Below are 24,619 nucleotides of genomic sequence, written 5' to 3'. Positions count from 1 at the left end.
TTTTAGGCGAACCTAAAAAATGGATTGATTTTATTTTAAGTTTATCTTATACTGATTTTAAGGCAAACCTAAAAAGGAGGTTTTTTTATGTCTATAAATAACAATAATGTTACAATCAAACAGTTAACAGTTAGTTATCAAGGTCAAAAAGCGCTAACTGATATTTCTTTAAACATTCCTGCTGGAAAAATAACGGGGATCATCGGTCCAAATGGAGCCGGAAAGTCAACATTTCTAAAGGGATTGCTAGGTCTACTTAAAACAGACTCCAGAACTGTAGCAATTGGAGAGCAACCTCTGGATACACAGAAAAAGAGAATCGCTTATGTAGAACAACGGAGTGCATTAGACCTTTCTTTTCCAATCAATGTTATGGAAGTCGTTCTCTTAGGAACATATCCGAAACTGGGTTTGATGAAACGACCTAAAAAGAAAGAAAAAGAACAAGCTTTGGCAGCCCTCAAAACCGTTCAGTTGGAGGCATTTGCCAAACGTCAAATCGGTGAATTATCCGGTGGTCAATTACAACGAGTATTCATTGCGCGCGTTCTCGCTCAAAAAGCAGATGTCATCGTCTTGGATGAACCCTTTGTAGGCATCGATATGACCAGCGAAAAAGTGATCATGGATATTCTAAAACAATTAAAAGATGCCGGAAAAACGATTTTGATCGTTCATCATGATCTTCACAAAGTTGCTCATTACTTTGATAATGTGATCATTTTAAAGAAAAAATTGATTGCTAGTGGTCCTGTTGCAACAACGTTTACAAACAAAAATATTCAATTAGCCTATGGTGACACAATGGGCGATATTATGATCAAAGGGGTGGCTGACGCATGATTGCAAATTTTATTGATGGTTTGGTTCGTTACCAATTTTTACAAAATGCTTTGATCACCTCGATCATCGTTGGATTGGTTTCAGGAATTATTGGTTCATTTATTGTTTTACGAGGAATGTCTTTGATGGGAGATGCAATTTCTCATGCCGTACTCCCAGGAGTAGCAGCTTCTTATATGTTTGGGGTCAATTATATTTTTGGGGCATCGATTTTCGGTATTCTAGCTGCTTTATTGATCGGATTTATCACTCAAAAAAGTCAGTTAAAAAACGATACAGCTATTGGGGTTGTCTTCAGTTCATTTTTTGCTTTAGGAATTATTATGATTTCTTTTGCTAAAAGTTCGACTGACCTTTATCATATTCTCTTTGGGAATGTTCTAGCTGTTCGTGATTCTGATATATTGATTACTGTGATCGTGGGGATCATCGTATTGATTTTTGTCGGAATCTTCTATAAAGAATTACAAATTACTTCTTTTGATCCTACAATGGCACAAGCCTATGGATTAAATGTTCAATTTTTCCACTATGCTTTAATGTTTTTATTAACGCTCGTTGCTGTTTCATCTTTACAAACAGTCGGAACGATTTTAGTGATTGCTATGCTGATTACTCCTGCCGCTACCGCTTACTTGTTGACGAATCACTTGCCTACTATGATTGCCTTAGCTTCTCTTTTCGGAATTCTAAGTTCGATTATCGGCCTATTCTTTAGCTATTCGTACAATTTAGCATCGGGGGCTACGATCGTTTTAACTGCCGCAGCATTTTTTATTATTGCCTTTCTATTTTCACCAAAAAAAGGACTATTTTTTGTCAATAAACAGAAAACGGAGGAACCAACTTTATGAGAAAAAAAATACTTTTTATCACTGCTCTAGCCGGTTTATTTTTACTAGTCGCTTGTCAACCTAACTCTGCCAATACTTCAGAAAAAGAAAAGATCAACGTTGTTGCCACGAACTCGATTCTTGCCGATATGGTCGAAAATGTTGGAGAAGATTTAGTTAATCTCCATAGTATTGTGCCGGTCGGAACAGATCCACATGAATATGAACCCCTACCTGAAGATGTGGCTAAAGCTTCGGAAGCTGATGTTTTATTCTTCAATGGGTTAAACTTAGAAACAGGTGGTAACGGTTGGTTCAATAAACTAATGGAAACCGCTAAGAAAAAAGAAGATGAAGACTTTTTCTCTGTAAGTAAGAAAGTCGAACCCATGTATTTAACGAGTGCTGGAAAAGAAGACGAACAAGATCCACATGCATGGCTAGATATTCAAAACGGGATTGCTTATGTAGAATCGATCAGAGACACATTGAGTAAAAAAGATCCAAAAAACAAAGAAACTTATGAAAAAAATGCTAAAGAATACATCGAAAAGCTTAACGCTCTAGACAAAGAAGCCAAAGAAAAATTCGCAGATATTCCCGAAAATCAAAAATTACTCGTTACCAGTGAAGGGGCTTTTAAATACTTCTCTAAAGCATATGGACTGACTGCTGCTTATATTTGGGAAATCAATACAGAAAGCCAAGGAACACCCGATCAAATGAAACAAATCATTGATCAAATCCACAAAACAAAAGTACCTGCTTTATTTGTTGAAACAAGTGTCGACAAACGGAGTATGGAACGAGTATCAAAAGAAACAGATTTGCCAATTTATAGTACGATTTTTACTGATTCTATTGCTAAAAAAGGGGAAGATGGCGATAGCTATTATGCAATGATGAAATGGAATTTAGATAAAATCCATGATGGTTTAATGAAATAAAAAAATTGCTTCTAACGGTCTAAATTGTTAGAAGCAATTTTTTTATTGTATCATTTCCTCAATATTGATCACACGGTCTGTAATATCAGTATAAAACTCCTCCTCATGTGAAACGATGACAATCGTTCCCTGAAATTGCTGAATCGCTTGACGTACGCTTTCTTTTGCAGCTGCATCAATATGGTTCGTTGGTTCATCTAAAAAAATAAGATTACTAGACTCCATTGTCAACTCACATAGCTTCACTTTCGTTTGTTCCCCTCCGCTTAGTAGACGCAATTGTTGATTCACTAATTTGTCTGGTAAGCCACATTTCGCTAAATACGTTCGAATTTCTTTCACTGTTTTTTTTGGAAAGCAATTACTTAAAAAAGCAAGGGGTGTTAAATAATCATTTTCCCAAAGTAAATCTTGTGAAAAATAAGCAATTTTTGTGTTTGCTGGATAGTGATATTCTCCATCGATTGGTTTAATCTTTCCTGTCAACGTTTTGATCAATGTCGATTTTCCTATGCCATTAAATCCTTTGATTGCCACTTTTTCACCACTGTGGACAGATAGATTAATTGGCGCTAATAATGGTTCAGTGTAACCAATCGTCAATCCACCTGTAATCAGGGACAAGCTGGCAACGATTGGTTGGTAAGGAAACTGAATCTGTGGTTTCATCAAACTGCCTGGAGGTGCCATTCGTTCTACTCGGTCTAATTGTTTTTGACGACTTTTCGCCATTGTAGCACGATTTCCAGCTTTGTACTTCCGAATATACGCTTCGGCTTTTTCGATTTTCGCTTGTTGCACATGGTATTGTTTTAAGTAGCTTTCTTTGTTTTGTTCTTTTTGAGCAAAAGATTTTTCAACATTTCCTGTATATTTCGTTAATTTAGCAAATTCAATATCACAAATACAATTCGTTACGGCATTTAAAAAGTGATAATCGTGAGAAACTAAAATAAAGGTTCCATCAAAATCATTTAAATAATGGATCAACCACTGAATATGAGTGTCATCCAAGTAGTTTGTTGGTTCGTCTAATAATAAAACATCTGGTTCTTCTAAAAGTAGTTTCGCTAAAATAACTTTAGATCGCTGTCCACCACTTAAATTATTCATTGGTCGATCTAAGCCAATTGCTTCGATTCCAAGTCCGTTGGCAAGATCATTGATGATTGTATCGATTTGATAAAAATCACTTTCATCTAGCTGTGTTTGCAAGTTCCCTGCTCGCTCTAATAATTTATCTGCACCATTCTCACCAAATTCTGTGTATAAATCATTGATTTTTCCTTCAATTTCGTATAATGACTTGTATGCTTGGTGTAAAAATTCGTTAATCGTACTATTGCCAATCACTTCCACATATTGATCCAAGTACCCAATTCTCGTATTATTTTGCCACGTGATTGTTCCATAATCCGCTAAAATTTCCCCTGTTAAAATCTTGATTAAAGTAGATTTCCCTACACCATTTTGACCTGTTAACCCCATGTGATCCCCTTTATTGACACGAAGTGATGCATCTTCATACAGAATTTTTTCGCCAAAACGTTGGGTTAGGTGTTCGATTGTTAATAAACTCATCTTTCTTCCTCTTTTCGTTTATTGCAAAGATTTTTCTGCTCTCTTTGCTTCTCTTTAATGGTAAATTGTAGTAATTATCTGTTTTATTGATTCAAAATTAAAATTGTTTGCTCCAACGTTCTCGTACGTTAGGCTGAAAGGTATTTGCTTATCCAGACAAAAAAACAAGCAATCAAATAGGTCCCCCTATCTCATCCCTTGTCAGTATCAACAAAGGACAACGTACGAAACACGTTGTCCTTTGTTCAGCGTTATAAAAATCAAGTTCATCGCCAAAAACAACACAAAATAAGACTACAGCTTAGTCTCAAAAATTCAGTATTGATTTAGACGATGAAGGGTTCATTTTATTAGGCTCCACAACAATGCTTCATCACATTCATTTGTCGGGAGCTGCTTCTTTTCACAAATTTATCTGAAAGAACAAACATTCTTAATCACCTTTCTTTACAAAAATAGTTTAACATAATTGTTTAACAAAAGAAACTTAAGCTCATTCTTATAAAATATATTTACCATAATAAAAATTTATTTATTTTATATAAACAGTATTTTTTATATTTTAAATGATATAATTATAACACCATTAGTCAATTTAGATTAAATAATCCAGGAGGAATTTATGAAAAAGTCAGTTGTTTTAATTTTAGGGTTGTTTTTATTCTCGTTCTCCGCTTCCGCTCAAGCCGAAGTAAAAGAAAAAGAGGAAATTAATCAAGAAATGCTTGAACCATTTTTACATGAACAAGGAACTTCAGATACCGTGGCCCGTAAACGTTCGGCAAAACAAATCATTTATCTACCAGAAAAAGACGTTTCCGCAATCAAAACGATTCAACAAGGCTATCAAAACATGATGAGCAGTCAAATAAACGAAGCAAAATTTTTAGAACGCCCTATTTTGGAAAATGGTCTTTACTCTTTAGGAACATTCAACCCTAAGGTACAAGAAAGCATCGAAAAGCAGATAAACTTTTATCGCGGCTTAGGTCATTTAAAAAAGATACCGCTTTCTGAAAAAGATATTGCCACCGCTCAACACGCTGCAATTGGAATGGCTTCTGTAAGGAAACAAACACACGGTTTGTCTAGTTTAACTAAACCAGTAGATATGCCTCAAACATTTTGGGATACCGCAGGACAAGCAACACGTTCTTCAAATCTCCATTCCTCTTATAAAGAAAATTCACTCAACAGTCACTTTGACGGTTACATTACTGATTATGGAAATACCAATACTTCAGTAGGTCATCGTACGAATATTTTGGGTCTACAAGCCATTTCAATAGGAACAGGCTACGCACAGGCCAATGGACCTGAGTTAACAACGATGGTGAATTATTTTACAGCAAATTATCTAAGCAGTGATTACTTAACAATTGCTAAAAAATATTCAAATGATTTTATCACACAATGGCCTAGTGCAAATTATTTCCCTGTACAGCTATATAACAAAGAAAACCCATACAATATTGATTATTACAAAAATAACAAAGATCCTATTTTAAAAGCAAAATATGAAAAAAATATGCGCTGGTCAATCCATTTTAATCAAAAGGGTTATAAGATCGAAGATGATGCTAGCGTAGAACTAATCAACAATGATACTGGTGAAAAATTACAAATAACTACCGATGCTCAAGGTGGTGAATTAACCGTTAATAATCCAACACCTGGGTATTACGGACAAGGCGGTTACACCACGTTAACATTTAAACCCAACAATGATTTTTCAATCGTACCTAATGCAGTTTATACAGTCAATGTCAAAGGACTGCTTAAGGATAATAAGCCTTTCACCTATAGTTACAGCACACGAATGATTGACATGGATGCAACATATGAAATTGGTACCGTTCCAGTAACAGGTATCAGTATCTCACCAAAAGAGTTAACGATGGGACGCGGCGATAAATCACAATTAACAGCGATTCTTGCTCCAGCAACCGCTACAAATAGAGAGGTTGAATGGTCCACAAATGATGAAACAATCGCAACCGTTGATTCATCTGGTCTTGTTACTGCTAACAAACCTGGTAGAGCAACGATCTCAGTCAAAACAGCAGATGGCGGATATCAGTTTGAAACAACAGTTACAGTTGAAGACAGACATATACCAGTAGATTCTATTCAAATTACAGATAAAAAACCGTTTGTTGTCACTCAAATTGCTAATAACACTACAATTGAAGTACAGGTCATGCCAGAAAATGCATCAAACACAAAACTAGTTTGGGAAAGTGAAAATCCAGCTATCGCAGCGGTTGATCAAGAAGGAAACATAACTGCTAAAAGCTTTGGGCGAACAAAAATCACTGTCTACTCACAAGAAAATCCAGCAAAAAACTATACGTTCACAGTAATCACTGACGATCATAGCGACTTACCTGATGGAGCAACTCCTTTAACGATTGGCAAAATCACTGAAGGTCGTTATGATATTGGTTTATATGAAAATTTAGACTCTATTCCTTGGTATGGGGATTATGATTACTTCTACTTCAAAGCACCAACAACCGGTAATTACATTTTTACTGGATTTGCTAAACAACCTGATGGCAATGAAGAGAGTTTCGAAGTCGCATATTATACAAATAAGTTAGGATCTTGGAATAGAAAATCTTATTTTTCTGACTTCCATTCTGTAAACTTAGCACAAAATGAAGAAATTTGGTTTTATATCAAGGGTCAAAGAATTCTAGATCCTTTAAAACCTGCCAACTTTATCATTGATTCAAAAGTTGGATCAACCTATTCATTAATGATCGATTTGCAGGAAAACTATTCCTTTGGCTCTATCGTTCTTTCAGATACTGCTAATAATACTCTAACTGGCGAACAAAAACTTTCAGTTGGAGATAGCATTAAATTAAATGCATCAGTTGAAAATGCGACTATTCAAAACCCTTTTTACTATACTATTGATTGGAAAAGCAGCAACAAAAACATTGCTGAAGTAGACGCTAAAACAGGAGAAATCACAGCAAAAGTACCAGGAAAAGTAATGATTACCGCAGAAAACCGCTATGGTATCTTTGTACAATCAAAAATCAGTAAGTCTATTACATTCGTTATTGAATAACTAAAGCAATACTGTATTAACAAAGATCACTATAATAATTTTTTTATAATGATTGACTTTTGGTATTATGAACTCTTTATATATTCGTCTTCTTTACTCTAAGACTGGATATGAAAGAGTTCATTTTAGTGATTTTATCAAGAGCAAAGCAATCCACCCCGAACATTCCTTTGCACCAAACTCATTCATCCTTCGGTAAAAGAAAACAACCTGATCAATTAATCATACATCATAATACCGAAGAAACAACAGAAAAAAGTAATAGGCAAAGCTCTCTAGACTTTGCCTATTACTTTTTTTCTATTCACTAATTGAATTTAAATACGTCAATGCATATTGTACATGAAATTCTGTTGCTAACGCCAATCCTGCTTCATCGATATCAAATTTTTCATGATGATGGCCATATTGTGTATCCGGATTATCTAAATTTCGAGTTCCTACTCGACCATATACGCCTGGTGCTTTCTGTAAAAAATCAGCAAAATCATCAGCGCCTAAACTCTTTGTATGATCGGTCACGACATTTTCACTGCCAACAATTTCAGTTGCTACTTTTTGAGCTAACTCTGTTGCAGTATCATCATTGATCAACGGTCCTGCCGCATCGTAGATATGGAAAGAGGAAATTTTAGTCCGATGAGCTTCAGCAATTTGATGCGCAATCTCTTCCACACGTTTTAAAACAAAGGCGCGCGTTTCGTGACTAAAAGCTCGAACTGTCCCTTCGATTTTCGCATGGTTAGCCACAATGTTATATCTAGTGCCAGCGTCAAGCACACCAATACCGACCACGATTGGATCTAGGGGACTAACTTCTCTTGCAGCAATTTTTTGTAGTTCAACTACAATACTTGCTGCGGCTAATACAGCATCCCGTCCAACATTCGGTTGTGCCACATGACTGCTTAATCCTTCGACTTCAATTTTAAAAATATCACAAGAGGCATTAGTCGCACCTTTAGTCGCAACCAATTTCCCTACAGGAACACTTGAATCTAAATGGATCCCAAAAACCTGATCGATATTTTCAACAAAACCACCATCAACAAATTGACACGCACCAGCCCCAATTTCTTCTGCAGGTTGAAACGCTAATTTTATCGTTCCGGCAATCTCAGCTTCATGTTTTTTCAACACTTTGGCAGCACCTAATAATGCCGCTGCATGACCATCATGTCCACAAGCATGATTTAACCCTGGATTTTTAGATTGGTACTCTTTTCCTGTTGCATCTTCTAATTCTAACGCATCAATATCTGCTCTTAGAATGATAGTTTTACCGGGTTTCTCTCCTTCGATTGTTCCAAGTACGCCAGTTTTTCCGACTTCTTCAAAAGGAATGTCAAGCTTATTTAATTCTTCTTTGATTCGTTTGATTGTTTCAAATTCCTTTAAACTAGCTTCCGGGAACTGATGAAAATGTCGTCTTAACGCAATCACTTCATCTGCATATTGTTGAATTTCTTCTTTGATTGATTGTTTTGTCAATGTAGTCATATGGTCATCCTCCTTTTAGTTTCTGCCAAATGTTTCCCAAGCTGGAATACTTGAACCTTTTGATGTTTCTTCAATAACTTTTTTCGTTTCTTCTTGTTGATAAACATCAACTACTTTATTGTATGTTTTATTGTCTTTGTCCGCTTCACGGGCAACGATGATATTGACATACGGTTTTGATGTTTCATCCACAGGTTCTAAGAAAATTGCATCTTTCGTTGGGACAAAGCCTGCATCAACGGCCATTCCACTATTGATGACAGAAGCATCGATATCTTGTAGCGCCCTAGCTGTTTGAGAAGCATCTAATTCTGTGATTTTTAAGTTCAATTTATTTTCTGTTACGTCACTTACAGTAGGTGTTTGTTTTTTAGCAGGGTCCACTTTGATTAGTCCCGCACTTTGTAATAACAATAATGCTCGTCCGCCATTTGTTGCGTCATTTGGAATCGCAATTTCAGCGCCATTTTTTAATTCCTTGACGTCTTTGATTTTAGAAGAATAGATACCTAATGGTGCACTGACTGTATGACCAATTGAAACAAGCTCTGTTTTGTGTTCTTTGTTATAGTTATCTAAGAAAATCTGGTGTTGGAATGAATTCAAATCAATTTCTTTTTCTGCTAAAGCAGCATTGGGTTGTGTATAATCAGAAAATTCAACAAGTTGAAGGTCAATTCCATCCTCTTTCAAACGTTCTTTGACCGATTCTAAGACGTCATTATTTGCACCAACAACACCTATTTTTACAACTTCATTCTTTTCTTCTTTAGCACTTCCAGCAGAACATCCTGCCAATACAAACCCGATAGTTAACGCTAAAACGATAAATTTAATTGTCTTTTTCATGTACATTTCCTCTTTTCGTTTTTTTAATGTGATGTTTTCTTGATCAATGCGTTACTTATAAACTGACTGGCAAAAACTAAAACTAAGATGATCAATGTTGCCACAATTGTCACATCTGTTTGGAAACGATTATAGCCTCTTGTGATCGCCAAATTTCCTAGACCACCAGCACCAATCGCACCAGCCATTGCTGTTAACCCAATCAAGTTGATGATCGTAACAGAAGAAACGCGAATGATGCTTGGTAAGCCTTCAATTAAGTACACCCGAAAAATGATCCCTAACGGACTCGTTCCCATTGATTCTGCGGCTTCTATCACTCCTGGATCAACTTCTAATAAGGCATTTTCGATTTGACGTGCGAAAAATGGAATCACCCCAATCACCAGCGGCACTAAAGCAGCCGTTGTCCCAATCGTTGTTCCTGTTAAAAAACGAGTGATTGGCTGAATCAATGCCAGCATGATGATAAAGGGGATAGATCTAAAAATATTGATGATTTTTTCTAAACTATTGTAAAGAATGCGATTCATTAAAATGCCGTCTGGCCCTGTTGCAACCAGTACAACACCAAGTAATGTCCCCAGAATTCCAGCAATAATAGCTGTCCAAAAGACCATATATAAGGTTTCAATTGTGCTGTTGATAAACTCTTCTTTTAATGATAAGACATTTGGAAAATACCGTTGTAAAAAATCTTGCATTTCAGTCACTCCTTCTCGCTGTTCTGTTTAGATAACATGTACTGGTATGATTTTGTCTTCTGATCCGCTATTTTTTAAGACTTTGATTTTCACGTCTTGTGCTTGTAAAAACGTCAATGCTTTTTCTCGTTGAATTTCTTCTCCCGAAAGAATAACGATCAAATTGCCGATGGGAACTTGTTGTACTATTTCTACATTGCCATATAAAATATTCGTGACCACATGATATTTGCTGTAAAGTTGAGCAATCAGCGGCTCACTTGTTTGCTCTCCTACATATGAAAATTCTACTAACACTTCATCTCCACTTAGTTTAGTTAAACTTGGATGTTGAATAATTGTTTCCAATGCCTGATCAATATGCGTTGCTGTTCTTATGAAGTCCTTCGTCAAGGCTTCTTTAGGTTGACTGAAAATCGACACAATATCATTCTCTTCAATTACTTGTCCATCTTCCATCACAGCTACTTTGTTACAAATTTCTTTTACAACTTGCATTTCATGCGTGATCAAAACAATCGTCAACCCCAACTCTTTATTTAACTTCTTCAATAAATCTAAAATCTGAATCGTTGTTTTAGGGTCTAATGCGCTTGTTGCTTCGTCACATAATAATATCTCTGGATCATTCGCTAAGGCTCTAGCAATGGCTACCCGCTGCTTTTGTCCACCAGATAATTGACTAGGATGGGCCTCTTTCTTCTCTGAAAGTCCTACTAAATCAAGCAATCTTTCAATTTTTTCTTTCCGTTGCTGTTTTGACAATCCAGAATACTTTAAGGAAAAATCTACATTGGCGAAAATTGTTCGTTCCTTCATCAAATTAAAATGTTGGAAAATCATCCCAATTTTTTTTCGCTGTGCTCTTAATTCTTTTGGTGAAAAACCAAGAATATTTTTATTGTGGATAATAACTTCTCCAGCGGTTGGTCTTTGCAGTAAATTGATCACCCGGACTAAAGTGCTTTTTCCAGCTCCTGAATACCCCACGATTCCAAAAACATCTTCTTTTTCAATCCTGAGGGAAACCTTCTTGACTGCGTCGATTTGCTGTTTTTTCTGAAAAAAGGTAACATCTATATTCTTTAATTCGATCATTTTTGCTCCTCCTGTAATTCTTTTGGGATAAACCAGTAATTTCCTTGATTAGTTTCCTTTAAGTAGTGTTTGAACTCATCTGAGCGATAGGCTTTAACTATGGCTTTTGCCCAATCAGTCTCTTGATTTTTTTCGTCGACCGTCGCAACCAATTCATAGTCTTTTAACACGTCTTCTGAAAGTAAACTGTCCTTTGGATCAAGTTTAGCACTGTAAACAATACTTCCTGGAATTACTGCGTATTCTAAATCTGCTAAACTCCTCGGAATTTGAGCCGATGACATTTGGATAAGTGCTAATTTTTTAGGATTGCTGACAATATCTTCTTTTGTTGCTTTGACTGGATCGATGCCTGTTTTCAATTTGATCCAGCCTGCCTTTTGCAAAAGATTGAACGCTCTCGCAGTATTTGAAGCATCATCTGGAATACCAATTTTGTCTCCTTCTTTTACTGTATCCAAAGTGCTTCTATTTCCCGGAAACAGCCCTGCCGGAACGGTAGGAAGTGCTGTTATCCCAATCAAGTGGGTTCCTTTATTCTCGTTGAAATTATTTAGATAAGCAGTATGCTGATCAACATTTAAATCAATCGTACCTTCTGCTAAGGCTACATCTGCTTGAATCAATTCTGTAAATTCCGTTTGTTCTATTTGATACCCTTTGTTTTCTAAAATGGGTTTGACAGCTTCTAAAAATAATTCGCTATACGGTCCTGGGGAAGTCCCAATTCGAATCGTTTTACCCTCTTTTTCTTTATTCACAGCCGAATCTTGATTCTTACCACATGCCGTAATTGTTACTATTCCCAGCAAAATCAACACTATACTCAAACACTTTTTCTTCATGTATCGTCCCCTCCATTATTGTCATATATAAAAAGAAAAAACGCCCTCAAATGTATTTATCATACATTTGAGGACGCTTTTGCGTGCTACCACCTCTATTTGATATCCACTCACGTCGATATCCTCATCAAGTACGTCGATCAATGATCGATTATACTTTAGCACATTAACGGGTGCATCCGTCGCTGTCTTATGAATCACTCACTCGAAGCGCTGCTCAATGGCCATTTTCCAGATTTCGTTTATCACTTGTTTTCAGCTACCCAAGCTCTCTGTTAGATATCGTTTCATCTGTACTTTCCATCTCATTGCTTTATTTATTTAGTTAATTTTAAGGGTTAATACGTCCTTCGTATGTCTTGTACGAAACCTCTCATTTGTATCGATAAACATAAAAATAGCCCTCTACCAGCTTCTGCTAGTAAAGGGCGAATAATCGCGGTACCACCTTTGTTTTAAAGTAAGTCATGCTTACTTTTCTTAGACCAAGTCTTATAACTTGTCGCTTTGATAACGGGTGCTTTCCCGAAGCTGCTTACGTATCAACAGCTTGTCCTCCTGAGGCCATCTTCAACTCTTATGCGCTTATCTCTTTTCACCAACCGAGACTCTCTACTAAAGCACGTCCAAATTTACTCTTCTCTTCAACGGATTATTATTCATTTGTTGTTACGTTGTATTTTACTGGAAAGTAAATTACATGTCAAATGTTTTTTTATTTTTACTCTATAATTGTTTCAGTGGAACTCACTAAGTATTGCGCCAAGATTTCTTTAGACAATTCTTTTCCATATCCACAAATTGGACACAGCAAGTAATGACTAGATGATGTGGTAAAAATTGGAATCCAAAATAACGTAAATTTTCGTCCGATTTGTTTTCCTTGCATAACTACTTCATTGTTACAATGGCTACAGTCACATTGAATCACTGTATCGCCTAACGCTCTCTCAAATCCTTTACTACCCCAAACAATAAACATATTTTTTTCTCCCCTTTATTTTAGTTTATCAATAGGTATTATCCAATGTCAATAGGATGATACAATATAGGCTCGGATTAGACCTTCGTTCTATAACACTCTATTAAACTATTTGATCTTCTTTTACAAGTGAAAATAGATTGACAAACATTAGTTTCTAAGGTAATCTGGTATCTGTATTATTAATAGTGCCGCCTTAGCTCAGCTGGTAGAGCACCACCATGGTAAGGTGGGGGTCGACGGTTCGAATCCGTCAGGTGGCTTACAAAAAACTGTACCCGATTTATTTGGATATAGTTTTTTTCTGTTGAATTACCCAAACTTTTAAGTGAAATAGGTGAAGAGAATGACCCATTCAAAACAGTTAACCTTCGAGTTCTATCAAAAAGATGATCAAGAACTTTATTCTGTACTCACAAAAGACATTCGTGTCATGCGCTACATTACTGAAAAAGCAGAACCTGAACAGGACGTTATTGAAAACTTCAAAAAAATTTTAGCTTATAATCAGGGACACCACGATCAAACCGGCTACTACAAATTCTTTGACAAAGAAACGTATATCGGTTTTGGTAAGTTATCTTGGGATGAAGAACACAAAATCGAGATAGGGTATATGCTTTTACCTAAGCACTGGGGGAAAGGATACGCCACACAAGTCATCGCTACTTTACTACGTATGGTAGAACATTCTGAACGATTATCTGAATCCACTGTTTACGCCATAATTGATCCTAAAAATGGTGCCTCAAAACATCTATTAGAAAAAAATCACTTTGTCTCCATCTGGCAAGGAATCGAAGAGGGATTACCTTCTGAACACTTGATCTGGCAACCATAAAAAAGCGTCTAACCCTTTGAGTAGAACTCAAGAGTTAAACGCTTTTTCTTAATTATCATATCGTTTTCGTTTAGATGAAGCGGGTATTCCTAATGCTTCTCGATATTTTGTAACAGTACGACGAGAAATTTCAATTTCTTGTTCCTTTAGTAAATCTACTAGTTTCTGATCTGAGAGTGGCTTGGCTTTGTTTTCGCTGTCCACTAAAGCTTGTATTTGTTTTTTGATGCTACTTGTTGACGTTTCTTCTCCAGTGGTTTCGTTTGACAACCCATTTGAAAAAAATGACCGTAGCTCAAAAACACCAAATTCTGTTTCTAAATATTTACCATTTACAGCTCGGCTAACGGTTGATTCATGGATATCCAAGGCCTCTGCAATTTCTTTTAGAGTCATTGGTTTTAGCGGTCGGTCTTCCTTAAAAAAGAATTGTTGTTGGCGCTGAACGATTTCTGTTCCGACTCTTAAAATAGTATCACCACGTTGAAGGATCGTTTTTTCTAACCATTCAAATTCATTTTTCTTTTCCTTGATATATTCTTGGACTTCTTTGTCATCGATTGCTTCCATTCGCTCAAAATAGGCTTGTTGAAATTGAATCGTTGGAGTACCTGTTCTATTAGATATCACGTTTAGTTGATTCTCTTTGATTCTCAAGGTTAAATCGGGACGAATATACAGTCCCAAGGTTGACTCGAAAATGCTTCCAGGAGCTGGGTTCAATGTCTGAATATAATCAAAAATCGTTTGAATTTCTGACATCTCTACTTCAAATTTTTTAGCAATCAAGCTCCACTTACGATTAGCCAAATGATCAAATTCTTCCTCAATTACAATATAGGCTAATGCTGGTGCCGTATCGTCCCGCTCAACTTGCAGTAACAAACATTCACGTAAATCTCTTGCACCAACACCTGCTGGATCTAATTGCTGAATCAGCGTCAATGCATCTAGCATTTCAATAGATTTTGCTCCTGTTTTTAGCGTTGCTTCATCTAAATCAATCATTAAATAACCATTTAAATCAATATATTCGACTAAAAATAAAACCAATGTTCGTAGATATGTATCACGATAATTCAAGTGGATTTGATCGATCAAATATTCAAAAAGTGATGTGTGATTATCTGGAATTTGATTTAGATAGTTATTTTCTTCGTTGCTATACGTTTTGTTACTAGAACTCGGAAAATCTCCATAGTTGGTCTCTGTTTGGATGTCGATCAAAGGATTTTCTAATGACTTGGCTTCTATATAGGCAAAAAGTTCTTCTGAATTGTATTGTAAAATCTGGATCGATTGTTGTAATTGTTGCGTCATTGCAAGCTTTTGGACTTGTTTTTGTTGTTGCGATTGATGTTGTTCAAATTTCATTATTTTTGTCCTCCCCCTTGTAATTTATCGAAATATCAGCTAAACTAGTAAACGTGCTTGCGCCCTTAGTGTAGTGGATATCACGTAAGATTCCGGTTCTTGAGACGGGGGTTCGATTCCCTCAGGGCGCGTCTTTATTCTTAGATAATTGCTTTACTACTACATGTAGAATTATAGCATAATTTAAAATCAGATGTCGCAATAATCATGAGAACTTGACCTTAAACACTACAAGTAAGTAGTGTTTTTTTATTTCTATCAAACTCTTCTTAACAATAAGATCTAAATTGCAAACGTCCCTTCAAAATTCTCATTTATTTGTCGATATCATCTAAAAATTGATAAAAAACTATCTTTTTTTATGCTACTATATTTTTTTAATCATTCTAATCGTTAGGTAGTGAATAGTATTGAGTCAGCGCCATCAAAGATTATTAATTTTTTCACTTCTTTTAACCCTCGCAGAATTTATCTTGAATCGTTATGTTATTCAATTTATGTCTGTTGATTATCAGCTTGTCTTTTTGATTTTCGTTTTCATTCAAGGAGGGATCTTTTTCTATTTTCTACTTTCATTTTTACTGCTCTTATTTATTCATTATTTGACTAAAAACTAAACATGCAGTTAATGTATATCAAAAAAGAGTAAAGGATTTTTCAACCCTTTACTCTTTTTCTCTCTATAATACCATCTTTTCTAATTCAAAACGTATCTCACTTTGAATCTTCTGGATTTTTTCAATTTCTAATTGTTCCTCTTCAACTTGATACTTCTGTGCAATTGAATGGTTGTAAGAGCTCACATAACTCACAGCCCACAACCTTGGATCTTCAATGATTTCATCTGCCAAAGGATAAAGTAATGCAAAATGCAGACGAATCTCTTCCATAATGTCTACTAGTAAAATAGGATCATCGTTAATTAATTCTTTTTCTAAAAACAATAGGATTCTTTGATACGCAGCACTATCCAACGGCGTACCAACAGAAGCTGGAACGACGGTATATTTTTTGTTATCTCGCCAAAAAAACTCAACTTCTTCTTTAACATGAAGGCGGACAAGTTCTTCAAGTATCCAAGATCGAACCAAATTATGTACCTGCACATCTACTAATATCTTTTTTCCAATTACAATAAATTCTTCTTGAGGCAATTGCCCTGCTTTTTTTACAATTGCCATCTGCTCATAGTAATTGTGTTTATTTAACTGTTGTAATTCTTCTTTTAATTCTTTGATTTTTCCTACTTCAAATTGCTGATACATCAGTTCAACGTGTCGGATTTTCTTCTTTAAAGAAATCAACTTTCTCATTTCTCCGCTTTGTTCCATCAAAATTCGTTCATTAATGATGCTATGTGCTTGAATAAACAGATGATTTTGAATCAAAATTTGAATGTAAATTTCTACATAATCTAAGTAAGCAAAATATTTTTCTTTCATTTCTGAAGCTAATGATAATGCTTGCTCGTTTTCACCTATTTCTAAGTACATGTTTACCAACACTAAATTCAATGGAAAATCTTGTCTGATTGCATACGCGTGTTCATAATAATCCACAGCGCCAATCAGATTATTATTTTTTATTGCTTCTTGTCCCAACTCAATAAACCGTTCATAGTTCTTTGGAAATGGAATTTTATTTGTCAAAAGAAACACCACCTTCCTAATGATTATTTCCCATGATATAGTATCATATCAAAAAAAGAAATAGTGTGTATCTATAAAAAGGGAAAACTTAATTTGGACTTAAAGCCCCGAAACATCAGCGTCCTACTAATATAAATTTCTAATAATAACAGCCGTTTCTGTTTGCCCTTGTGCCTGCATCCGTTCTGCTTTTTCGCTCAATGTATACCCAACATAAAAATCTTTTGTTAATTCATCTTGTACTTTAAATTCAACAACCTCTTCTACATGAAAAGCGTTTGGTTCAACTTCTTGAACACTATCCCACCCAGTATCAATAAATACTTTTGTATTATCATCGATGGAATTGTTTGTCTCAAGTTCTTTCACAAGCTGTTTTAATTGCGAAAAAGTCATTACCTCAACTCTGTTATCCATTGTACTGCCTCACTTTCTGATGTTTAATTCTTTGATTTATCATACCAAACACATGTCTATTCAACCTTTTTATTTATTCTACTATCATCATAACCTAAAATTGATTTTTATAATACTCAAAATTAAAAAGAAGAAAAATAAACTTTTTTGTTTATTTCCCTCCTTTGATTGTTTACTACTCTTTTGTTAATTCACCGTCTTCAATCCGATAAACATTATCACTCCACTCAATCATTCTAGGATCATGAGTAACCATGATCGTTGCTTTTTGTTTTTCATGTGCTTCTTTTGCCAAAATTTTTACAACTTCATACGCATGCTCTGTGTCTAAACTAGCAGTAGGTTCATCTGCCAAAATTAAACTTGGTTCATTGAACAATGCACGAGCAATCGCTACTCGCTGACGCTCTCCACCAGATAGGTCCCTTGGGAATTTATGCAGTAAATCAACGATATCTAATGATGTTAATAATTCGTTGATTCGTTCTGTTTCGATTTTTTTCTTTTCGATTTTATCAACTAATGTAAACTGCTTTTCCACAGTCAGAAATGGAATCAAATTGGAAGATTGTAAAATAAAGCCAATTTCTTCAAAACGCAATCTCGAACGTTTCTTTTCATTTAAATGGGTAAAATCTTTGCCATTGATTTTAATCGTACCAGAAGTAGGGCTTTGCAACCCACCTGCAATGGTTAAAAACGTACTTTTACCTGAACCAGAAGGACCAATAATACTAACAAATTCTCCTGCTTTGACCTTTAAATCAATTCCTTTTAATGCTTCAACTTTTGCATGACCTGTACCAAAGCTTTTACGAATATCATCCATTACCAAAATATCAGTCATTTCTTTACCCTCCTATCGCTTTCATTGGATCAACATGTGTCACGGTGCGAATCGAGAATACGCCACCTAATACAGCGACGATAATCAATACTAGACTATAAATCAATAGATTCATACTGTCTAATTCAAACGGCATTGCAGATGGTAAAACAAGATTTGTCACTAAAGTCAAGACCACACCGATCAAGACGCCGATTACCCCTAAAATAAACGTTTGGGCAATGATTGATTTGATAATATATCCATTAGAGATACCTTGAGCTTTCATAACGCCGAACAAGCTTGTTTTTTGTAAGGTCATCACATAGATAAAAATCCCAATAATCGCAGCTGTAATTACAAACAAGAAATAGATCATCGCATTTAAGGTGAGATTTTGTTCACTGTAACCAGGTAATTTCTCGATAAATGATTCAATTTCATATTTGGCCAAATGATCATCTGTGTCTGTCAACTTAACATTCTTTGTTTTAGTCGAGCGAACAACAATTCCATTGATCGGTGCTTTATCTCCTTCAATGATTTTGCCAAATTTAAGCTCTTGCCATTGAGTAAGCGATGTATAAATCAATGGGACAATGCTAAAGCTGTTTTGCTTCGTGATGCCCACAACTTTCAGCTCTTTATCCAACTTTCCAATTTTCACAGTATCTCCGAGCTTAATTCCTTTATCCACTAAATTTTGTGGAATAATGATTTCACCCGACTCCTTAAAATAGCGTCCTTCAACTAGTTCCGGTTTGATTGAACTAGTTTCGGTCACGCCAAAAAGCGAAATATTGATTTTATCCGCCTCTTTGTTTTGACCGACTTTATTTAATGCACCAGCATATTGTCCAAGGGGTTCTTTTTGCTTCGCTTCCACCTGATTTAAATCTTCCATGACCAGACTTGAAGCATTCAGACTTTTATTCGCATCTTCAGACAACACAATACTTGTAGCATCCCACTGATCAACGCCTTGTCTCACTCCTTGAGCAAGCCCATTCGCCAAACCAGACAACATAAACGCCACATAAGCAACTAGTACAATGACACCTATTACTAATGTGTACCTAAGCTTAAAATACTTCATCTCTTCTAAACCTAAAAACATTGATTCCACCTCTTTTTTATCAGTTGATAAAAAACGGCCGAAAAAAAACAACCTTTATTTATCACTTGATAAAAAGTTTACCACAAAAAAAAGAATTAAACAATATTTTTATCAGATGATAAAAAAGTTAATTCTTTACGCTATAACGCCATGTAAAACCATATCCATCAATTCAGCAATTTGTTCTGAACGTTCTTTTTCTGTAGATAGTTGGTGAACAGTTGAGAATAACAATGACAAACTCATAAGATAAAACTGAGCTGCTTTTTTTGATGACACCTTGGTGTTTAAAGGTGTTTGGCTTGTTTCAAAAATAGCTTGTAATGGTTTCAAATAATAATCATTCAATATATAAAACAATTTTTGTTTGTTTTCTTGCTCCATTTCAGCTGCACTTTGATGGATAAAGGAAAAAATATCTCGGTGATAGACATTTAGCAACGCATTAGTACAGTTGATCAATTGGTTTTCAAGCGAGTCTGACGCATTCTGAATTTGCTCTATCTCTTGTTTCAACTGACTACCAATTTGTTTATTGATTTCAATAAACAAAACTTCTTTATTGGAAAAATGGTAATACAAAGCCGGTTGTGTGATATTTACAGCTTTCGCAATGTCACGCGTAGAAGTATTTTTATACCCGTTTGTCAAAAACAGTTCCTTGGCGGTTTCTAAAATTGAGTGATGAGTGATCTCAAAAACTTTTTCTTTTTTCATTGCCCTACCCTCCAATTTTTTCATAATCCTACTCTTTGACTGTATGAACTATTTTAAATCAAAATTAGAAAAAAAGATAGTCAATAAAAATAGTCAGTGAGCTTTCAACTATAAAAATCTAACATTTAGGCTATTTTAGAAAAACACATACTATTGAAATCTATTCAATTTTATATTACATCGAACCAGAAATTTGAAATAAAAGTACCTTTTTTGTAAAACCAGAAACAAACATTTAACCTCCCTTTTACATACTTTCCACTCTACCTATGTTTAAATATTAACTGGCCTTAAAAATAGAGATCCTACATTTTAAGCAATATCACCAAATTAATCAAAAAAAAATTAAATAATTAAGGAGCGTTTTTTTGAAGAAAAATAAATTTATCACTAAATTATTACTCAGTTGTTTAACACTTTCTGCTGGTTTACTACTAAGTGACCACGCCTTTGCAACCTCTACAGAAGCCACTACTCAAGACAATCTCATCCATGACTATTCTAAAAAATTAGCACAATTAAAACAAACGAAACAAACATTTTCAGAACAAAAAATGGAGAATAATAACCAACTTTCTAGCATAGAGAAAAAAATGCAAAAAATTCAAATCGATCTTGATCAGTTGGAAAAAATCGAATCTATCGGTGCAATCTCAGAAACAGAAGATTATGATAATGACAAGGCATCAATACTTTCGGTACAGCTTCCATCTATAAAGATGAAAGATGATTCAATAACAGAGAAAAAGGAACAATTAGAAGGATTAAAACAAAAACAAGTCTCATTAACCTTAGCGACAAAATCGATTTCAAAACAAGTATCAGAAACAGTTGAGCAAGAAACTCAATTATCAGAAAAGATTGCTCAAGTAAGTAAACAAAAAACGGAACAGGCAAAACAAACGGACATTCGTTCATCTATAGTTGCTGCTGCAAAAACACATTTAGGTAAGCCCTATGTCTATGGTGCAGCTGGACCTGATGCTTTCGATTGCTCTGGTTTGGTTCAAGTCGCTTTTGCTTCTGCCGGTCGTTCCATTGGTAGAACCACCGTTGATCAAGAAACCGCTGGTGCTACAATTTCAGTAGCAGAGGCACAAGCTGGCGATTTAGTTTTTTGGGGGAATCATGGTGGAACGTATCACGTCGGCATCTCAACGGGGGACGGTTCCTATATCCACGCCCCCGTTCCTGGTGATGTTGTACAAGTGGCAACGGTCGCTTCTTATGCTCCTGATTTTGCTGTTAACATTTTATAAAGTGCTCTCGAAAAACAATCATCACTCACATCAATTGAGCAATGATTGTTTTTTCATTTTAAGGAACTTCTTAATGATTTCCTGATAAAAACCATAATAAATTGAATAGATAATGTTTTGCGCCTAAAAAGTTTCTCATTTTTTTAAATAAAAAATGAAATTGTTGAGAATCATTAAAAATTATGGTATTTTATTAGTGTGTGTAATTTGATTTGTGTTCCCTCCATCTTTCAGATGAGGGAATATTTTTTTATTCATTTTTCACAAACTAAAACCATTCAATCTAGCATGGCAGATTCTGCTTGTCATTTCCATATAATCTTTTTCTTAAATCATAAGCAAAACAAACAAGGGTGTGAGACAAAAGTAAAAATCACTTTTGTTTCACACCCTAAATGCGATTAAACGGTGGGAGCAGAAGCAATCCCTTCAGAAATAAGCTTCTGTCCCAGCCTCGCATTGTTTCATTCTTATTCTACCGTAACACTTTTTGCTAAGTTACGTGGTTTGTCTACATCGTAGCCTCTTTGTAATGTCGCAAAATAAGCAATTAATTGAGTTGGAATAACACTAACTAAAGGCGTCAGCAACGGGTGGACATCCGGTATGATCAATTGATCCGTCTCTTTCGCAAATGATGCTAAGGCAATGACAACATTATGAGCGCCACGACTTTCAACTTCTTTCAAATTTCCACGAGTATGTGCCGCTGTTTTTTGATCTGTAATTATACCAAAAACGGGCGTCCCTTCTTCAATCAAGGCAATCGTGCCATGTTTTAATTCTCCAGCTGCAAACCCTTCAGCTTGAATGTATGAAATTTCTTTTAATTTCAATGAAGCTTCCATCGATACATAGTAATCAACGCCACGACCGATATAAAAAGCATTTCGAGTAGTTGATAAGTAATCTTCCACTAACTGACTGATTGTCATTTTCTCATCGATAATCGTTTCCATTACTGCTGCAATTACACTTAGTTCATGCGCAATATCAAAGTCTAATGATAACTGATTTCCCTTATTATCTCCCGCTGCTTTGGCAAGAACTGCTAAAACGGCAATTTGTGCTGTATACGCTTTTGTTGAAGCAACAGCAATTTCTGGTCCAGCATGAAGAAGTAAGGTATAATCGGCTTCTCTGGATAAGGTCGAGCCAGCCACATTTGTTAGTGTTAATGAAGGTAACCCAAGTTCAGTTATCTGCACTAATACCTGACGGCTATCAGCTGTTTCTCCACTTTGACTTAAGAAAATGAAAAATGGTTTTTCTGATAGTAATGGCATATTATAGCCAAATTCGCTTGAAAGATGAACCTCAACTGGTATATTCGTCATTTTCTCAAGAATCGCTTTGCCGACCCAGCCAGCATTATAACTAGTCCCGCAAGCAACGATATAGATACGATCACTAGCAGTTAATTTTTCGATGATTTTTTTATCGATCACAGCATCACCTAATGTATTCGTATATTCCCGAATAATGCGACGCATTACAGTTGGCTGATCATCGATTTCTTTTAGCATATAATAAGGGTATGTTCCTTTTCCGATGTCACTTAAATCAAATTGAGCTTCATACGACTCTCGATAAACTACATTCCCTTTTTCATCTTCGATTTCTACCTTGTCTGCTTTGACTATCACCATTTCGCCATCCGAAATCTCGACAAAATGGTTTGTTTCAGCAAGCATCGCCATCGCATCACTACAGATGACATTAAACCCATCCCCTAATCCAATCAATAGTGGGCTTTTATTTTTAGCAACATAAATAGTATCTGGATCATTTTTGTCGATCAACGCAAATGCGTATGAACCTTTGATTACTGTTAAAGCTTTTTTGAACGCTTCTTTTGTTACGAGTCCATCTTCTGCAAAATGCTCGATTAACTGAACAACGATTTCTGTGTCCGTCTCACCTTCAAGTTGCTTGTTTTGAAGAAATTCCTGTTTTAATTCTTCAAAATTTTCGATCACACCATTGTGTACCAAAATAAACTGGTGGTTACTTGATGTATGTGGATGAGCATTTCTCTCACTGGGTTTCCCGTGTGTTGCCCAACGAGTATGGCCGATCCCGACTGTTCCCTGAACTTCTGGAGTGATTTTACTCTGTAAATCAGCAATTCTTCCTAGTGATTTTACTAAATGATCTTCTTTGTTTTTACCTGTGACAAAAATCCCAGCAGAATCATATCCTCTATATTCTAATTTTTCTAATCCTTGAACTAAAATATCCGTTGTATTCTCTTTTCCAATAATTCCTACAATTCCACACATATTATCCATTTCCTACTTTCTTGATTGTCTTGAGTCACTGTTCAAGAAAAAGAAGCAAATCCATAAAAAATAAGCCTTAAGATATTTCAGTAGATAACTTCGTATTTTTTAGTATCAGCACATTCTATTTCTTGAATTTCTATCATAGGTTTCTATTCTGCATAGCTAGATTTTTGTTATAACCTTGCAATTATTTTTTCCCTCTAGCTTGTAGAGTGCAGTCCCTAGAGCTATCCGCCGAATTTTTCGATCAGCTCTTTCCTCGTCACCTGAATGTTCAGGCCTGGCGCTATCCCTATTGGTCTAACTACCCTCCTTTTTTCATATTAAATAGAAACTGCATTAATAATATAATAGAACAAGTATATATGTCAATAATTTTATGAAAAACCCAAAATTGGTCTAGTCATAAAAAACAAAAAAAGGGTGTGGGACAAAAGTAAAATCACTTTTGTTTCACACCCCAGATGCGAATAAACGGTGGGAGCAGAAGCAATCCCTTCGGAAATAAGCTTCTTATACGAAAACTAAACTTGTAAAAAAAGCAAAAAAAGCTACCTCCTACCTAATGCGTAGTTAGCTATAATTGGTCTAGAACACTTTAGCGACTAAATGTTAGAGTGTTCTTTCTATTTTGTAAATAACTTCCTCCAAGTTCATTATAGCGGGACTGATCGGAAAACATCCGATAAATGATACGTATTAATAAATGAACGGTTGCAACAACCGATTTTTTGTGTCCAGCATTTCTTCTTACCCGAAAGAAAAATGCTTGTATTCGATTGGGTTTCCCTTGGGAAACCGCTAGTGCTCCTTGCGCTAAGACCTTCTTTAGATAAGAATTTCCTTTTCCTACCCGTTTACTTCGATTCT

20 protein-coding genes, 2 tRNA genes, 1 pseudogene and 2 other annotated features are annotated in these 24,619 nt (G+C 35.5%); of the genes and pseudogenes, 8 read left to right on the top strand and 15 right to left on the bottom strand.

Going from position 1 to position 24,619, the window contains the following annotated elements:
* Nucleotides 1–87 precede the first annotated feature (87 nt).
* The 3 genes from BCR22_RS12020 to efaA are packed head-to-tail and all read left to right on the top strand — an operon-like array spanning nt 88 to nt 2,623.
* Nucleotides 88–843 carry a metal ABC transporter ATP-binding protein gene (locus BCR22_RS12020; protein ID WP_069655129.1) on the top strand — a complete coding sequence of 252 codons (756 nt, stop codon included), beginning with the start codon at nt 88–90 and terminating at the stop codon, nt 841–843.
* Complete coding sequence (locus tag BCR22_RS12015) at nt 840–1,697, top strand: metal ABC transporter permease (protein ID WP_069655128.1); 858 nt, start codon at nt 840–842, stop codon at nt 1,695–1,697. Before BCR22_RS12020 ends, BCR22_RS12015 begins: the two co-directional genes overlap by 4 nt.
* On the top strand, nt 1,694–2,623 hold the full coding sequence (efaA, locus tag BCR22_RS12010) for an Mn/Fe ABC transporter substrate-binding lipoprotein EfaA (RefSeq protein ID WP_069655127.1): 930 nt from the start codon (nt 1,694–1,696) through the stop codon (nt 2,621–2,623). Before BCR22_RS12015 ends, efaA begins: the two co-directional genes overlap by 4 nt.
* Before the next feature lie 42 nt (nt 2,624–2,665).
* Here the strand turns inward: efaA and BCR22_RS12005 are convergent, their stop codons facing one another.
* A complete protein-coding gene (locus BCR22_RS12005) occupies nt 2,666–4,204 on the bottom strand; it encodes an ABC-F family ATP-binding cassette domain-containing protein (protein ID WP_069655126.1) in 1,539 nt (512 codons plus the stop codon).
* A gap of 622 nt (nt 4,205–4,826) precedes the next feature.
* On the opposite strand from BCR22_RS12005, the gene BCR22_RS12000 reads away from it, so the two are divergent.
* Nucleotides 4,827–7,286, top strand: coding sequence for an Ig-like domain-containing protein (locus tag BCR22_RS12000; RefSeq protein ID WP_069655125.1), 2,460 nt, complete (start codon nt 4,827–4,829; stop codon nt 7,284–7,286).
* 300 nt (nt 7,287–7,586) lie between these two features.
* Here the strand turns inward: BCR22_RS12000 and BCR22_RS11995 are convergent, their stop codons facing one another.
* The 6 genes from BCR22_RS11995 to BCR22_RS11970 form a co-directional block, all read right to left on the bottom strand.
* A complete protein-coding gene (locus tag BCR22_RS11995; RefSeq protein WP_069655124.1) occupies nt 7,587–8,786 on the bottom strand; it encodes an amidohydrolase in 1,200 nt (399 codons plus the stop codon).
* A gap of 15 nt (nt 8,787–8,801) precedes the next feature.
* Complete coding sequence (locus tag BCR22_RS11990; RefSeq protein WP_069655123.1) at nt 8,802–9,635, bottom strand: MetQ/NlpA family ABC transporter substrate-binding protein; 834 nt, start codon at nt 9,633–9,635, stop codon at nt 8,802–8,804.
* 23 nt (nt 9,636–9,658) lie between these two features.
* Complete coding sequence (locus BCR22_RS11985; protein ID WP_069655122.1) at nt 9,659–10,339, bottom strand: methionine ABC transporter permease; 681 nt, start codon at nt 10,337–10,339, stop codon at nt 9,659–9,661.
* Between the two features lie 27 nt (nt 10,340–10,366).
* The gene (locus BCR22_RS11980; RefSeq protein WP_069655121.1) at nt 10,367–11,437 is read right to left on the bottom strand and encodes a methionine ABC transporter ATP-binding protein; all 1,071 of its coding nucleotides are present in this window, start codon (nt 11,435–11,437) and stop codon (nt 10,367–10,369) included.
* Nucleotides 11,434–12,282, bottom strand: coding sequence for a MetQ/NlpA family ABC transporter substrate-binding protein (locus BCR22_RS11975; RefSeq protein WP_069655120.1), 849 nt, complete (start codon nt 12,280–12,282; stop codon nt 11,434–11,436). The genes BCR22_RS11980 and BCR22_RS11975 overlap by 4 nt, the downstream gene beginning before the upstream one ends.
* Nucleotides 12,283–12,348: 66 nt before the next feature.
* Nucleotides 12,349–12,600 (bottom strand) — a binding site (T-box leader).
* Nucleotides 12,601–12,703: 103 nt separating this feature from the next.
* Nucleotides 12,704–12,939 (bottom strand) — a binding site (T-box leader).
* A gap of 64 nt (nt 12,940–13,003) precedes the next feature.
* A complete protein-coding gene (locus BCR22_RS11970) occupies nt 13,004–13,264 on the bottom strand; it encodes a zinc-ribbon domain-containing protein (RefSeq protein ID WP_069655119.1) in 261 nt (86 codons plus the stop codon).
* Between the two features lie 190 nt (nt 13,265–13,454).
* Between BCR22_RS11970 and BCR22_RS11965 the strand changes: the two genes are divergently transcribed.
* Nucleotides 13,455–13,527, top strand: a tRNA-Thr gene (locus tag BCR22_RS11965).
* Nucleotides 13,528–13,610: 83 nt separating this feature from the next.
* Complete coding sequence (locus BCR22_RS11960) at nt 13,611–14,105, top strand: GNAT family N-acetyltransferase (protein ID WP_069655118.1); 495 nt, start codon at nt 13,611–13,613, stop codon at nt 14,103–14,105.
* 48 nt (nt 14,106–14,153) lie between these two features.
* Here BCR22_RS11960 and rpoN read toward each other — a convergent pair whose 3' ends face one another.
* A complete protein-coding gene (rpoN, locus tag BCR22_RS11955) occupies nt 14,154–15,479 on the bottom strand; it encodes an RNA polymerase factor sigma-54 (RefSeq protein ID WP_069655117.1) in 1,326 nt (441 codons plus the stop codon).
* Between the two features lie 59 nt (nt 15,480–15,538).
* On the opposite strand from rpoN, the gene BCR22_RS11950 reads away from it, so the two are divergent.
* Nucleotides 15,539–15,610 (top strand) — tRNA-Arg (locus tag BCR22_RS11950).
* 549 nt (nt 15,611–16,159) lie between these two features.
* Here the strand turns inward: BCR22_RS11950 and BCR22_RS11945 are convergent.
* The 5 genes from BCR22_RS11945 to BCR22_RS11925 form a co-directional block, all read right to left on the bottom strand.
* Nucleotides 16,160–17,137, bottom strand: coding sequence for a hypothetical protein (locus BCR22_RS11945; RefSeq protein WP_240485885.1), 978 nt, complete (start codon nt 17,135–17,137; stop codon nt 16,160–16,162).
* 117 nt (nt 17,138–17,254) lie between these two features.
* Complete coding sequence (locus tag BCR22_RS11940) at nt 17,255–17,545, bottom strand: hypothetical protein (RefSeq protein ID WP_069655115.1); 291 nt, start codon at nt 17,543–17,545, stop codon at nt 17,255–17,257.
* A gap of 175 nt (nt 17,546–17,720) precedes the next feature.
* On the bottom strand, nt 17,721–18,392 hold the full coding sequence (locus tag BCR22_RS11935; protein WP_069655114.1) for an ABC transporter ATP-binding protein: 672 nt from the start codon (nt 18,390–18,392) through the stop codon (nt 17,721–17,723).
* A 4-nt stretch (nt 18,393–18,396) separates the two neighbouring features.
* Nucleotides 18,397–19,488: an ABC transporter permease gene (locus BCR22_RS11930; protein WP_069655113.1), complete on the bottom strand. Its 1,092-nt coding sequence runs from the start codon at nt 19,486–19,488 to the stop codon at nt 18,397–18,399.
* Nucleotides 19,489–19,623: 135 nt separating this feature from the next.
* Nucleotides 19,624–20,205, bottom strand: coding sequence for a TetR/AcrR family transcriptional regulator (locus BCR22_RS11925; RefSeq protein WP_069655112.1), 582 nt, complete (start codon nt 20,203–20,205; stop codon nt 19,624–19,626).
* 368 nt (nt 20,206–20,573) lie between these two features.
* Here BCR22_RS11925 and BCR22_RS11920 point away from each other — a divergent pair, with 368 nt between their 5' ends.
* Nucleotides 20,574–21,464, top strand: a complete 891-nt coding sequence (locus BCR22_RS11920) for a C40 family peptidase (protein WP_069655111.1) — start codon at nt 20,574–20,576, stop codon at nt 21,462–21,464.
* Between the two features lie 470 nt (nt 21,465–21,934).
* Here BCR22_RS11920 and glmS read toward each other — a convergent pair whose 3' ends face one another.
* Nucleotides 21,935–23,746 (bottom strand): glutamine--fructose-6-phosphate transaminase (isomerizing), encoded by a 1,812-nt coding sequence (gene glmS / locus BCR22_RS11915; protein ID WP_069655110.1) that lies wholly within the window; start codon nt 23,744–23,746, stop codon nt 21,935–21,937.
* A gap of 601 nt (nt 23,747–24,347) precedes the next feature.
* A pseudogene (locus BCR22_RS11910) lies at nt 24,348–24,619 on the bottom strand (IS110 family RNA-guided transposase); the annotation flags it as partial.

It is taken from the genome of Enterococcus plantarum, from assembly GCF_001730295.1.
GTDB classification, from domain to species: domain Bacteria; phylum Bacillota; class Bacilli; order Lactobacillales; family Enterococcaceae; genus Enterococcus_L; species Enterococcus_L plantarum.
The sequence above is the reverse complement of the archived record's forward strand: the minus strand, read 5'-3'. Positions and strand labels throughout refer to the sequence as shown.